Consider the following 11,330-nt stretch of genomic DNA (forward strand, 5'->3'; position numbering starts at 1 on the left):
GTTGTGTGGTGTGGGTGGCGGCGCAGGGGCAGGTCCAGCTGCACGCCCGGTCGGCGAGCCACACGGGCTCGTAGATGGCGCGCTGCGAGCCCGTGTGGGGTGGTGAGCCAGTCCTCGGGCGTCGGCTGGCCGGCTGCTTCGGGGTGGCGTTCGTGAACGCGCTGGTCGTGGCGGTCGGCGGCGCAGTGGCCGCACGGCCCCCACTGGCACGGGCACCTGTGGGTCAGGCCGGGCACGTTGTCGTGGTCGCGGCGGAGGTCGCGGGTCCACACGTGAGTGCGGCCCCAGGCCGCGGCGTCCGTGCCCATGACGGCCGGGGTGGTCACGAGCTCTCCGGGGTGAGCGCGCCGGCCTCGATCATCGGGGCGATCAGGTGCAGGTGCTCGACCACCAGCCGCATGAGCGCGGTGGTGCTGTTTTCGGGGCGGGTGGGGCCGCCTGCGGCGCGGTAGTGGGCGGCGACGATGTCGGCGACGGCCTCGGTGTCGTCGTTGAGGGCGTACGAGGTGGACTGGACCGCTGCGCGCACGTCCGTGGGCATGTCGTCGACGTCGGCCTCGACGTGCCAGAACCCGTCCTGGCCGTCGTCGGCGAGCCGCTTCACCGCGGTGGCCGTGAGGACCGGGGCGACGCAGGCGATCGCCCACAGGCGGGCAAATCCTTCCTCGGGGTCGACGTAGTCGACGTATTCGGACAGCGCGGATGCGCCTCCGGCGGTGTCGCCGTCGATGCAGCGATACGCGGCCTCGAGGTAGTGGCGGACCAACTCGTTGGTGTCCTCGACGGTCGGGTCGTCGATGCTCATGCGGGTCTCCAGTGGGTGCGGCGTCGGCCGGTCTGCGGCCGGCGGGCCGGGGTGATGGGTGTGTCTCGAGCGGGGGTGGGCAGGTCGACCTCGTAGCGGGTCATCGCAGGAAGGGCCGGGAAGCGGCGAACTCCGATGTGCTCGTCCCACTCGCCCGGGTCGACGTGGGTGCAGTCGTGCTGCGTGTGGTCGTCCTCCCAGCCGTCGAGGTCGTCGACGACGTCGGACGGGTCGGACAGGGCACCGCAGGCGCACACCACGACCCACGCGGGACTCATGCGACTGACCGTTCGGCTCGGCGGCACATGGCGCACAGCCGTTCGCCGGTATCGCTGCGAACGTGCCGGCCGCCGTCCTGGCCGTGCTCGCAGACGAGGGCGGGGTCGGCGCGGGCGCGGGCGAGCTCGTCGGCGACCGATGCCCGTGTCTGCTGCTGGTGCTGCTCCCACTGCTCGTAGGCGTGGCGAGCGTCGCGGCAGCCACCGCAAGCGGGCGGGTTGGTCGTGTTCTGGTGCTTCGCGCAGGTTCGGGGTGGGGGGTCCGCGCGCTCACGCGCGTCCCCTCCCCTCCCTTCCTTTCCTTTCCCTTCCTGGCGTGAGGCGTCACGGAGGGCTCCGTGAATGCTCACTGAGCCCTCCGTGAGCAGGTGCCAGCAGTGTGGACAGTGCCCCGACTCGCCCGGGGCGGGTGCCGCGATCGGCTCCGGCGGGTCCGGGTACTTCGGTCCGGCCGGGCGGTTGATCGACTGGTGGTGGTGCCAGTTCTGCACTGCCAGGTAGTCCCGGTCGCCGACGGTGTAGCGCACAATGCGCCCGGCGGCGGCGAGCGTGTCGAGGTCGTCGGCGACGTCGCGCAGAGAGACGTCGTCGAGCGGCCACACCTCCGCCTTGACCAGCTTCACGTGATCCAGGAAGCGGCCGTGGTCGTCACATTGCGTCCACAGGCCGAGCCATGTCAGCCGTGCGCGCAATGGCAGGGCCGACACGTCCAGGGACTTGAAGAAGTCGGGCTTGTAGGTGCGGATACGGGGCATGGGTCGGGCACCTTCCGTGCTCGGTGCGAATGGTTCAGGCAGGGAGCAGGGCGGGCTGTGCCTCGGGTGGCGGGTCGAGCCGCAACGGCCGCTCGCCGCCGAGCATGCGGTGCAGCTCGCGCATCCCCTTCGCCGTCACACGCACCTGGGTGTCGAGCTTGGACTCGCCGGTGTGCGGGTGCTGGTACGGCAGGATGCGCGCGACGAGCTGGCCGCGGTCGACCTTGCGCTGATACGGCGTGCCCTTGCGGTCCACCCACGCGTTTTCACGCAGGTAGCGGGCGAGTCGGTTCTGCCCCATGTTGATCGCGGGGTCGCGGTCGAGGATCTGCGCGGCCTCGCGCATCGAGTAGTCCCCGGTGGCGTCGACGAGCATCTCCCAGGCGTTCGCGGACGGTTCGAGTTCACGGGCGCGCTGCTCGGCGGCCTCCCGTTCGCGTGCCTGCCGCGCGGCGGCTTCGAGCGCTTCGGCGTAGCTCCCGGGGATCTGCGGCTGCCCGTAGCCACCGGTGCGGCGGATAGAGGGGATCACCTCGTGCGTGATCCACCGTTGGAAACGGCGCGCCTCGGGCTTGCGGCTGCGGAGGATCAGCGAGTACAGCCCCGGCTCGTTCACGATCGTCACGGACTGGTGCCCGCCGGGGGTCTGTACTGAGTGCAGACCCTTCTCGTCGTCCTCGAGCCGGCGGGTCTGGGTGATGTCGACGGAGATCGCCCGGCAGACATCAGCGGCGACGAACCACGGTTCGCCGTTGACGGTGACAACGCGGATCGATTCGGTGCCGTAGGTGAACGGGGTCAGGTCGGTCATGCGGCTGTCTCCTGGGCGGGTCGGGGTGTGGCGTCGAGGCGCGCCTGAAGGTCGGCGGCCGGGGTGTCGGGGTCGTGCATGGCGGCGAGCGCGTAGCAGGCGGTGACGAGCCGCGCGGGCGACTGGCGGCCCCACAGCACGAGGCGTCCGTACGTCTCGCGCGGGTCGAGTTCGCGCACGTCGACGATCAGGTCGAACGCGTCCTCGACCGCGCGGTCGGCCCACTGCTCGGCCTCGGCCGGGGTGATGGGCGGGCAGGCGTCCCGTTCGCGACGTGCCCGCATGACGGGGTTTCCGGGCATCGGTGTCTCCTCGGGGATGGGGTGGTCGGCCGTGCCCGCCCCTGCACGGGCACGGCCGACCACGGGTCACAGCTCGGCGGGGATGTCGGCGTCGCACTCGCACGGATCGCCCGTGGCGCAGTCGATCGTCGGCAGGCCAGGCAGGTACGTGTGCGCGTGGTGATCGTCGTTCCACTCGAGGCCGGGCACCTGTGAGGTGCGGTGCCACTCGTCGTGGCCGTCGGCGAGTGCGCAGCGCCACGACAGCGAGGGCATGTCGACCCGGTGCCGGTGCGGCTGGATCGTCGAGCGGCACTGCGGCGCGTCGTGCTCGACCCACTGGCCGGGGCCGTCAGTCCCCGACTGCCACGTCGCGTCACACGACGGGCACAGCTCGACGTACCCGTCACCGATGGGCGTGTCAAGGCACAGCGGGCAGAGCAGCAGATCCGGGGTGGACAGGATCATCGGCGGCGGGGTACGGCTCACGACTCACCACCTCCGGACGCCTTGCTCTCGGTGGCGATCTCGCGGGCGCGCTGCGTGACGCGCTCGATCTCGGTGCGCCTCATGGACTGCGGCCCGTCGACCTCACGCCCGACGATCTTGTTGACGAACGCGCGCACCTCGTCGCGGTCGGTCATGCCCGCCCCGGCGATCCAGTCGCGCATGTTCTTGATCGCGTTGTCGATGTCCGTGGTCGCCGCAGTCGGCGTCGCCTGCTGCTGCTCGGGCTCGGCGGTGTCGTCGAGGTGCGCCGGTTCGCGGCGCCACAGATCCAGCGCCACCCCGAACCTCATGGCCGCGTTCCGCAGGGCGTCGCCGATGATCTCCTTGACCGCGTCGCCGCCCCGCTTCCCGTCCGGATGGCCGTAACCGAGCCGCGTCACCCCGGCCACGGTCAGCCGGATCCACATGCCACCGACAGCGTCGATATGCGGGGTGCCGTCGGCGCTCCACGCGACCGGTTCCCACGTCCACTCGGGGTCGACCTGCAGCAGCCGGTCGGTGAGTTCGGCGTGGCCGACGTAGTCGAGGTGGATATGCTGAGTACTGATGTAGCTGCCGCACACCTGGCACTTCTGCGTCCGGTGGTTCTGGCACGAGCGCTCGCGACATGCCTTGCACGTCACGCGCGGCAGCTTGCCAATGTCCTCGTCGGGGAACGGCGCCCGCAGCGCTTTCGCGGTTTCCTCGTTCATCCGTGCACTTCCTGGTCGGTCGACGGGTGTGGGCAGATTCGGCCGCTGCCGGTGTCGGGGTTGGCGTAGTGGGCGGTGGCGGTGCCCCGGTCGGTGCGCACCACCGCGGCGGCCGGAACGCCGCACGTGGGGCAGGGCACGCCGTGCAGCCGGAACAGCAGCTCGACCCGGTCGCGGTCGATCACGCGACCACCCGCCTCGGCACGTAGGGCGGGGTGTCGAAATCGGACGGCCGGTAGACCGGGAAGTCGGGCGTCCACCGCATCGCGCTGACGAGCGGAAGCTCTGGGCGCGGAGCCGGGTGTTCGGGGCAGTCGCGGGCGCCGACCAACGAGTCGGCCGGGCCACGGGGCGGGACACAGGTCACGCGTACCACCTCGGGAAGTCGGCGGACGTGACGATCAGCGCGTCGCCAGCGAGCCGCACCGGGTCGGCATGCCCGTCACGGATGGCGGTCAGCACCGCGGCGACGAACTCGTCCTCCCAGCCGTGACCCGACTCGGGGTCGGCGCGGCCCAGTTCGGACAGCCGGTCCCTAACCTGCTCGGGCGTGACCTCACGCGTATCGAACGCCTGCAGCAGGCGGTCCGTGCCGCCCTGATACATGAGGGCGATCTCGTTGCCGGTCACGCGATCACCACCTGGCCGACCCACAGCAGCACGTGCAGTCCCATGTAGATGGCGACGAACGCCAGGAAGGCGCAGCCGGCCAGTGCGCCGGGGCCGGCGTCGTCGCGCGGCTCGGGGCGGGTGTCGTGCCACCGGGCGGTCACTGGTCCACACCCCCGGCATCGGCGGGCAGCAGTACCCGAATGTGGCGCGGGGCCGAAGTCTGGGTGCTCACCACGGCGCACGCCCCGAGATAGTCGTCGACGAGGCGGCGCAGCACGTTCAGCGCGGCAGCGCCGCCCTCGTCGACCGTGATCTCGGACAGCACGTGGGCGTCCAGGCTCCGGGAGCCGACGGTCACGCTGCGCGGCACTGGGGTGCCGTCCGGCAGGTGCAGCGACGCAACGCGGTACCCGGCGTCGGCGAGGGCGCGGCGGATCATGGCGGTCTGCTCGCGCGGGGTCATCGGGGCTCACCCCCGGCGTGCAGGTTGCCCATGGCGGGCATGTGGCGGGTGTCGTCGGTGAGGGCGTGCCGACCCCTGACGGGCCGGTCGTCGCCGCACAGCAGCGGCAGGTCGCCGGGCTGGGTGCGCTCCGCGGGCGCCTCGGGAGACACACGACCACCGGTGGCGTACTCGCCGCGTCGCAGATGCGGAGGGCGGCAGTGGCCGCACCGCTCGTGCGCCTGCACGACGTTGCGGGCGTGGCGCATGTAGCTGCGGTAGGTGAGGAACGCCGCGGCGGCGAGCACGACCGCTAGCACGGTGACGACGGAGTTGGCGGCGATCCACCAGGTCAGCGGGATCATGCGGACTCACCCGACTCGGGGTGGTCCTCGACGGCGATCGTCAGCGACGCCTCGCTTCCCCGGGCGGCCTGAACCAGCACGGGCGTGCCGTCGCGCAGCGTGCCGCTGCAGGTCTGGTAGTTGCCGTGGGCCGTGAGGGTCTCGGCGCTGACCGCCCGAGCCCACGGGATAAATGCCTGCGTGTTGTTGAGCCACACGGTCGGCGGGAGCGCGCCGCCGACGCCGATGGTGCTGATCGTGCCGACGAGGCCGTGCTCGCGTGCGTGGGCCGTGACGGCCTCGATGCGGTCGATGTCGGTCGCGGCCATCAGATGTCACCGCCCTGTTCCCACGAGCACATGACGGTCGCGGCTCCGGCCATGAATCCGGCGTCGTCGGTGGCGTACCCCGCGTTCTCGAACGTGGCGATGGCGTCGACGATCGACGGGGGGTGGCCGACCAGGTGCGGGCACGCGATGCGGCCGAGGGCAAGCAGGTCGGCCTCGGAGCCGAACGGGATCCCTTCCTCGCGGACGGTGTCGACGAACGCCTGCGCGCCGATCTCGTCGAACTCGCGCGGCGCATCCGGGGCGGCGGGCAGCGGGCCGACCGGCGCCTCGGTGGTCGGCGGCGCGGGCACAGCCTCCCCGACGACCTCCGTGGCGCAGCCGGACAGGGCTGCGGCAGCAGCGACCGTGACGGCCGCGGCGGCGATACGATGGGTGATGTTCACCGGTGTTTCCTTTCGGTAGTTGGTGCCGGTGTTCAGCGGCCTCGGCGTTGCAGCGCCGGGGCCGCACTCATGCCGCGTTGCGGGTCTTGCGGGCGCGGGACTGTGCGGACTTGAGCGCGAGACGCTGGAAGTGGGCGCGCTTGGCGTGCTCGGCGCGCTTGGCACGTTCGACCGGCGCGAGCACGCCGTCGGGGTCGACCTCGCGTTCCCACCGGTCTGCGAACGCCTTGCGCGCGGCGGCGGTGTTGGTCCGGCCCTGGGCGTGCTGGGCGTGGGCGGCGATACGGGCGCGCATGACGCGCTGTTCCGGGGTCATGCCGCGACCTGCTTCTTGGGCTGTTTGCGTGCCGGCGCGTCGGGCGGTGGTTTCGGGGTGTCCTTGGGCGGGCGGTTGTCGCGCGGCCGGCTCGGCTCAGGCCGCTTGCCCAGAACGCGATCTGGGGTCCAGTCACGGACGAGGCCGAGCCGGGCGCGCGCCTGGTTCAGCGCGTGGGCGATGCGGGCAGCGGTGCTGCGCGAGCAGTGGCCGCCACTGGTGACGTTGGTGATGGTCTTGGGCGGGACATCGGCCAGTGCGGCGAACGCCTGCCGGGACAGTCCTGCGTCCTCGTATGCGCGGCGGATGTCGGCGCCGGTGTCTGTGGGAACGGCTGGCATGTCGCCGAACTATGCCCAAAACTGCTCAAACTTGCAACCATGTGCCGACTAGTTGTGCCGTTTGGGCAGCGTCAGGCACACTTGGGTCATGCCAAACAGGCTCACGAACGCCCAACTTCGCCGAACTCGGCCCACTGTCGTTGGACAATCGGCATTGCCGATGGGCAGACCTAAGCGGGATCGTGCACACATGGGCAGTGATGGGCAGGGTGTGCGGAGGTACGTACGCGCCGCGCGGGAAGAGCACGACTGGAGTCAGATCGGACTCGCCAAGGCCGCTCGTGTGTCACGCGGGACGGTTCAGAACCTCGAGAACGGGCTACGCCTGAGCGAGGGGAAGGAATCACGGATCGAGAAGGCGCTCGGCTGGAAGCTCGGCAGCCTCGACCGCATCCGCAATGGCGGCGAACCTGAGTACGTCAACGACGACACCGACGACGTCGGAGTGATCGATCTGAACGACCCGCGCGACCCCTACGAGGAAGAAGTCATCGCCTCGAGCCTGTCGCGGCGCGAGAAACGCGAAACCATCGCCGATTGGCGGGTCACCGTCGCCGAGCGGCTCCGGGTGTTACATGAACGCACGGGTAGCCGCCCAAATGGCGCAGCAGCCCGTAACGATGCGAACACGGGCGGCTAACCGCGACGGGGCACGCATTGAAAATGCCTGCTCACGCGGGGTAGCCCTGCCCGAGTGTTCCCGATACAACTTTCAATCACACTCGCCCTGATCAGCGTAGGCGCGACCCTCGCCGTGGTGACCCTGCGACGTAGGCGCGCCCGCGATCGTCAGCGGCTCCGCCAAACGTTCGTCGACCGCCAACCGTGGCTGCGCGTCTACGCCGACGCCGACCGTGCACTCACCCCTCCGCCGTCCGAACCGGACACCTCGCCTCCACGGTCGACGGCCCGCACGCGGCAGGCGCACGGGCGACCGCTTGCACTCGGCGGCGTGACCGTCGCCGCCGCGGTCGCCACCACGTTGCTGGTCGTGCGCCCCGCCCTGGCCCCCACTTCCGACGCGCCGGCCGCCGGCGACAGCGGCACCGCGGAGACGACGCAGCTATCCGAGCCGATACTCACACGGAAACCGGTGCGGCGACAGCCCGTCGACCCTCGCGCCGAGCACGACCCCACCAACCCCACGACGACCGGTCATGCGCCCGGCACCACACGGGCAAGCAGGCCGACCCCGCCAACGACCGACCCGACGGTCTCGACCACCACACCGACCGCGACGCCTGACGACGAAACGACCATCACCACGACGACCACGACCACCGAGCCGCCGCCGGACACGGACGACAGCGACGAGCCGGACACCGAGCCCGAGCGACCCCGGCCCGGCGCCCGCCCGGACGGCCTTCCCGGCGAGCACACCCACCCCGGCCGTGACCGGCCCGACGATGGGCGTTCCGACCGCGGCCCGCAGTCGCTGGTGTTCTCGCTCGTCGACACCGTCGCCGAGCTCGTCGATCCGCAGCGTTAGATCCGGTCGCCAAGCCCCATCCGCCGGTGCGCATCGCGGGCACGCTCGTCGGCCAGTGAAGCGCCGTAGCGGCGTAGCATCTGCGGCGAGCGCCAGCCCGCGTTGCGCATCAGGTCGGTTTCGCTGCCGCCGTTGGCGAGCCACTCGTGCGCCATCGTGTGGCGGAACTGGTGCGCGTGCAGGTTCTGAATCGGCGGGTCCAACTCGCGGCCGCGGCGACGCAACATCAGCTTGAAGCCGTTGACTGTCATCGGCGGACGGTTCTTCGTAGCCAGCCACAACCCCGGCCGTTCGGCCTGCCGATGTTTGCTGCGCACCCGCAGATACCGCGAGAGCGCGAGCGAGGTCTTCGACCCGATCGACAGCACCCGCGGCCGCCGACCCTTGCCGAGGACGTGCACTTGATCCTGCTCGAGGTCCACAGCGTCGACGGTCAGTTCGACGATCTCCGACAGGCGCCCGCCGGTGTCGATCAGCAGGCGGATGATCGCCGCGTCGCGTCGGGACAGGAAATCGCGCCCGTCACACTGCTTGAGCAGCGCCCGCACGGTCTCGAGCGGCAGCACATCGACCGGCTTCTCGGGCACGTGCGGCGGCTTCATGTGCTCCATCGGGGAGCGCTCGATCTCCTCCTCGACCACGAGGAACTTGAAGAACTGTTGCGCGCTGCGGTAGCGCACGTTCGCCGTCGCGGCCGAGCGGGTCGCCACGAGATCGGCGATCCAGTCGCCGACATCATGGCGCGTGAGGTCGTCGGGCGCGACGAGCCGGTCGTGTTCCTCGAGCCAATCGGCCAGCGACCGGGCCGACGAAAGGTAGGCCTCGATGGTGCGATCGGCCTTGTTCTCGGCGGCCAGCACCTTGCCGAAGTCCCGGATCAACGACTCCCATTGCGCACGCATGAGGGCAAAATTATCGTTTCGCTGTGCGCTGTGCAAGTTATCGGTTCGAGCCCCAAATCGGCGTTTCCGCAGGTGAGAGCTATATGGTGGGCGCAGCTGGGTTCGAACCAGCGACCCCCTGCTTGTAAGACATGTTGGCCCGAGCGGTGTGCTCGACCTGCATGAATGCTGGTCGGCCACGAGCGTTGCACCCAAAGTTATGGGTTCGCTAAACGATCTTCTTTGCACGGCGCACTCCTTGCCCCTCGACATCGGAGTGCACTCGCCATGTTCGACAGTCTCGCCCGTTCCTACCGTCGCCCGCACTCGCGCCTCGTCCGCTCCGCCGAGTTGGATCGTCGCCCGCCTGATCTGCTACCCCGGCCATGGTCGCGTTCGGTGCGGTCGTGCTCGCCGGTGCCGCCGACCCGGCGATCTTCACCGACGTGATCACCGACGGCGCGCGTGTGCGGGTGGTCCAGTGATCGCCGCACTGCGGGTCACTTTCCGACATATCGCCCGTAACGGGTGGGTCTCGTCCGCTAACTCGCCACGGGCGGTCAACGACAAGCCAGCGGACTGCCTCCGAAAGGAACTGGACTACCTGTGAAGAAGACCGCCATCGCCGCCCTGCTACTCACGATCGGCATCACAACGACCGCTTGCGCCGAGACCGCTGACAAGCCCGCCGACCAGGCTCAGGACCAGGCATCTACCGCCGAGAACGCCGCCGAAAAGCAGCCCGACGAGTTCGCATTCGGTGACACCTACGACGGGCCGGTCAAGACCACCATCGCCCCGCCGGAAGAGTTCACGACCAGCCAATACGCCCAGCCGGCGGGCAATGAGCCCGCGTGGAAGATCGCGGTGACGTTCGAGAACACCACCGATCAGCCGTTCAACATTGCCCTGCTCAACGTCGACGGCTACAGCAACGACAACAAGAACAAGGACGTGTTCGACCACGCTCAGGAAGTCGGCGACGCCATGGAGACCGGCGAGCTCGCGCCCGGGACCACCGCAACCGCCACCTACGGCTTCACTGGTGAACCTGGCGCCGCTCGCAAGGTCACCATTTCCTCGATGGACGGCTCGACGACCGTCACCTTCACCGGCAGCAAGTAGCCAACCTGCGAGAATCAGCAGCCGAGAGGACTACAGCGACGATGTTGAACACAGACGAGCCGACCAAGGCCACGCGCGTCGAGAAGCGCGAAGCGCTACTGAGCATCCTCGGCAACGGCCTGTACCTGGTCGTGGTGGGCGGTGTAGTCCTGGCCGTAGTCGTGGGCGCCCTCTTCCAAGGCGAGGAGTCGATTGGCGCTGTCGTCAGCCTGTTAGTGACCCTGGCGCTCGTCGTGGGGGTTATCGCTGCTGGCGTGCGGCTGGGTACCCGTCGTCGCTAACCTGTACAACATTCGGCATGGAGGTCGCGCGCACGCCCATGGGAGCCGACGAGGACCTGCACACCACGCAGATCGCCGAGTTGATAGATGCCTTGGTGGAAATGCGCAAGGAGCGCGGCCTGTCACGGTTGACGACAGCCAAGCTGATGGGGTTTGCCACGCACAGTGCAGCGGACCGTTTCGAGCAGGACATCCAGGACCCGATGTTCTCGAAGGTCGTGCGCTACGCCGACGCAATCGGAGTGCGCGTCCACGTCACTGTCACCGCACCGGACGGGCAGGTATCACCGGAGGTCTCGACACTGCCGGACGACTCGACGCAGCTATCACAGGTGCAAAGGGCGCTGGTAGCGATCCGCACGGCGCAGGGCCGCACACAGGCGCAAGTCTCCGAAGGACTCGACTGCGTACCGCACGGCGTGTATGTCCGGGAGCGGTCAGGCGATCTGCGGCTGTCCACGCTGTTGCGCTACGCCGCCGCGCTTGGCGCGCGCGTCGACTTCTCCCTGTCCACACCACCGGGCGAAGACGAGGACGACACGTCGGACCAGCGTTGTCGCGACCGGCCCGGCGCGTCAGCGTGGCCGCACCAGGACAGCCTCGCGGGTCGGATCGCCGAAGCACTGCGCGCCCG

The 11,330-nt window shown here is 69.7% G+C and carries 24 protein-coding genes; 5 read left to right on the forward strand and 19 right to left on the reverse strand.

The window, feature by feature from the left end:
• From FB384_RS26625 to FB384_RS26310, 18 genes are all read right to left on the reverse strand, one after another.
• The coding region (locus FB384_RS26625; protein WP_221213708.1) for a DUF6248 family natural product biosynthesis protein at window positions 1-326 on the reverse strand (326 nt) is incomplete at its 3' end.
• Window positions 323-805 carry a hypothetical protein gene (locus FB384_RS26230; RefSeq protein ID WP_183787535.1) on the reverse strand — a complete coding sequence of 161 codons (483 nt, stop codon included), beginning with the start codon at window positions 803-805 and terminating at the stop codon, window positions 323-325. The genes FB384_RS26230 and FB384_RS26625, both read right to left, overlap by 4 nt.
• Entirely contained in the window at window positions 802-1,083 is a 282-nt protein-coding gene (locus FB384_RS26235; RefSeq protein WP_183787536.1) for a hypothetical protein, read from the reverse strand. Before FB384_RS26235 ends, FB384_RS26230 begins: the two co-directional genes overlap by 4 nt.
• Window positions 1,080-1,838, reverse strand: a complete 759-nt coding sequence (locus tag FB384_RS26240) for a hypothetical protein (RefSeq protein WP_183787537.1) — start codon at window positions 1,836-1,838, stop codon at window positions 1,080-1,082. Before FB384_RS26240 ends, FB384_RS26235 begins: the two co-directional genes overlap by 4 nt.
• A gap of 34 nt (window positions 1,839-1,872) precedes the next feature.
• A complete protein-coding gene (locus FB384_RS26245) occupies window positions 1,873-2,649 on the reverse strand; it encodes a BRO family protein (protein ID WP_183787538.1) in 777 nt (258 codons plus the stop codon).
• Window positions 2,646-2,951, reverse strand: a complete 306-nt coding sequence (locus tag FB384_RS26250) for a hypothetical protein (RefSeq protein ID WP_183787539.1) — start codon at window positions 2,949-2,951, stop codon at window positions 2,646-2,648. Before FB384_RS26250 ends, FB384_RS26245 begins: the two co-directional genes overlap by 4 nt.
• A gap of 66 nt (window positions 2,952-3,017) precedes the next feature.
• Window positions 3,018-3,419: a hypothetical protein gene (locus FB384_RS26255; protein ID WP_183787540.1), complete on the reverse strand. Its 402-nt coding sequence runs from the start codon at window positions 3,417-3,419 to the stop codon at window positions 3,018-3,020.
• Window positions 3,416-4,132, reverse strand: coding sequence for a hypothetical protein (locus tag FB384_RS26260; RefSeq protein ID WP_183787541.1), 717 nt, complete (start codon window positions 4,130-4,132; stop codon window positions 3,416-3,418). The genes FB384_RS26255 and FB384_RS26260 overlap by 4 nt, the downstream gene beginning before the upstream one ends.
• Entirely contained in the window at window positions 4,129-4,317 is a 189-nt protein-coding gene (locus FB384_RS26265; RefSeq protein WP_183787542.1) for a hypothetical protein, read from the reverse strand. Before FB384_RS26265 ends, FB384_RS26260 begins: the two co-directional genes overlap by 4 nt.
• Window positions 4,314-4,499, reverse strand: a complete 186-nt coding sequence (locus FB384_RS26270) for a hypothetical protein (protein ID WP_183787543.1) — start codon at window positions 4,497-4,499, stop codon at window positions 4,314-4,316. Before FB384_RS26270 ends, FB384_RS26265 begins: the two co-directional genes overlap by 4 nt.
• Window positions 4,496-4,762 (reverse strand): hypothetical protein, encoded by a 267-nt coding sequence (locus FB384_RS26275; protein WP_183787544.1) that lies wholly within the window; start codon window positions 4,760-4,762, stop codon window positions 4,496-4,498. Before FB384_RS26275 ends, FB384_RS26270 begins: the two co-directional genes overlap by 4 nt.
• Window positions 4,759-4,905, reverse strand: coding sequence for a hypothetical protein (locus FB384_RS26280; RefSeq protein ID WP_183787545.1), 147 nt, complete (start codon window positions 4,903-4,905; stop codon window positions 4,759-4,761). The genes FB384_RS26275 and FB384_RS26280 overlap by 4 nt, the downstream gene beginning before the upstream one ends.
• Window positions 4,902-5,207: a hypothetical protein gene (locus FB384_RS26285; protein ID WP_183787546.1), complete on the reverse strand. Its 306-nt coding sequence runs from the start codon at window positions 5,205-5,207 to the stop codon at window positions 4,902-4,904. The genes FB384_RS26280 and FB384_RS26285 overlap by 4 nt, the downstream gene beginning before the upstream one ends.
• Window positions 5,204-5,551, reverse strand: a complete 348-nt coding sequence (locus FB384_RS26290; protein ID WP_183787547.1) for a hypothetical protein — start codon at window positions 5,549-5,551, stop codon at window positions 5,204-5,206. The genes FB384_RS26285 and FB384_RS26290 overlap by 4 nt, the downstream gene beginning before the upstream one ends.
• Window positions 5,548-5,859: a hypothetical protein gene (locus FB384_RS26295; RefSeq protein WP_183787548.1), complete on the reverse strand. Its 312-nt coding sequence runs from the start codon at window positions 5,857-5,859 to the stop codon at window positions 5,548-5,550. Before FB384_RS26295 ends, FB384_RS26290 begins: the two co-directional genes overlap by 4 nt.
• Entirely contained in the window at window positions 5,859-6,263 is a 405-nt protein-coding gene (locus FB384_RS26300; protein WP_183787549.1) for a DUF732 domain-containing protein, read from the reverse strand. Before FB384_RS26300 ends, FB384_RS26295 begins: the two co-directional genes overlap by 1 nt.
• A 67-nt stretch (window positions 6,264-6,330) precedes the next feature.
• A complete protein-coding gene (locus tag FB384_RS26305; protein WP_221213709.1) occupies window positions 6,331-6,579 on the reverse strand; it encodes a hypothetical protein in 249 nt (82 codons plus the stop codon).
• The gene (locus tag FB384_RS26310) at window positions 6,576-6,920 is read right to left on the reverse strand and encodes a helix-turn-helix domain-containing protein (protein WP_183787550.1); all 345 of its coding nucleotides are present in this window, start codon (window positions 6,918-6,920) and stop codon (window positions 6,576-6,578) included. The genes FB384_RS26305 and FB384_RS26310 overlap by 4 nt, the downstream gene beginning before the upstream one ends.
• Before the next feature lie 190 nt (window positions 6,921-7,110).
• On the opposite strand from FB384_RS26310, the gene FB384_RS26315 reads away from it, so the two are divergent.
• Complete coding sequence (locus tag FB384_RS26315) at window positions 7,111-7,560, forward strand: helix-turn-helix domain-containing protein (protein ID WP_183787551.1); 450 nt, start codon at window positions 7,111-7,113, stop codon at window positions 7,558-7,560.
• Window positions 7,561-7,677: 117 nt separating this feature from the next.
• Complete coding sequence (locus tag FB384_RS26320; protein ID WP_183787552.1) at window positions 7,678-8,409, forward strand: hypothetical protein; 732 nt, start codon at window positions 7,678-7,680, stop codon at window positions 8,407-8,409.
• On the opposite strand, the gene FB384_RS26325 is transcribed toward FB384_RS26320, so the two are convergent.
• Window positions 8,406-9,563 (reverse strand): tyrosine-type recombinase/integrase, encoded by a 1,158-nt coding sequence (locus FB384_RS26325; RefSeq protein WP_323985447.1) that lies wholly within the window; start codon window positions 9,561-9,563, stop codon window positions 8,406-8,408. The two genes, FB384_RS26320 and FB384_RS26325, sit on opposite strands and share 4 nt — an antisense overlap.
• 333 nt (window positions 9,564-9,896) lie before the next feature.
• Here FB384_RS26325 and FB384_RS26330 point away from each other — a divergent pair, with 333 nt between their 5' ends.
• From FB384_RS26330 to FB384_RS26340, 3 genes are all read left to right on the forward strand, one after another.
• Complete coding sequence (locus tag FB384_RS26330) at window positions 9,897-10,415, forward strand: hypothetical protein (protein WP_183787553.1); 519 nt, start codon at window positions 9,897-9,899, stop codon at window positions 10,413-10,415.
• Window positions 10,416-10,456: 41 nt separating this feature from the next.
• Window positions 10,457-10,696, forward strand: a complete 240-nt coding sequence (locus FB384_RS26335) for a hypothetical protein (protein ID WP_183787554.1) — start codon at window positions 10,457-10,459, stop codon at window positions 10,694-10,696.
• 17 nt (window positions 10,697-10,713) lie between these two features.
• The coding region (locus FB384_RS26340; RefSeq protein ID WP_183787555.1) for a helix-turn-helix domain-containing protein at window positions 10,714-11,330 on the forward strand (617 nt) is incomplete at its 3' end.

This window comes from Prauserella sediminis (genome assembly GCF_014195435.1).
GTDB lineage: Bacteria > Actinomycetota > Actinomycetes > Mycobacteriales > Pseudonocardiaceae > Prauserella > Prauserella salsuginis.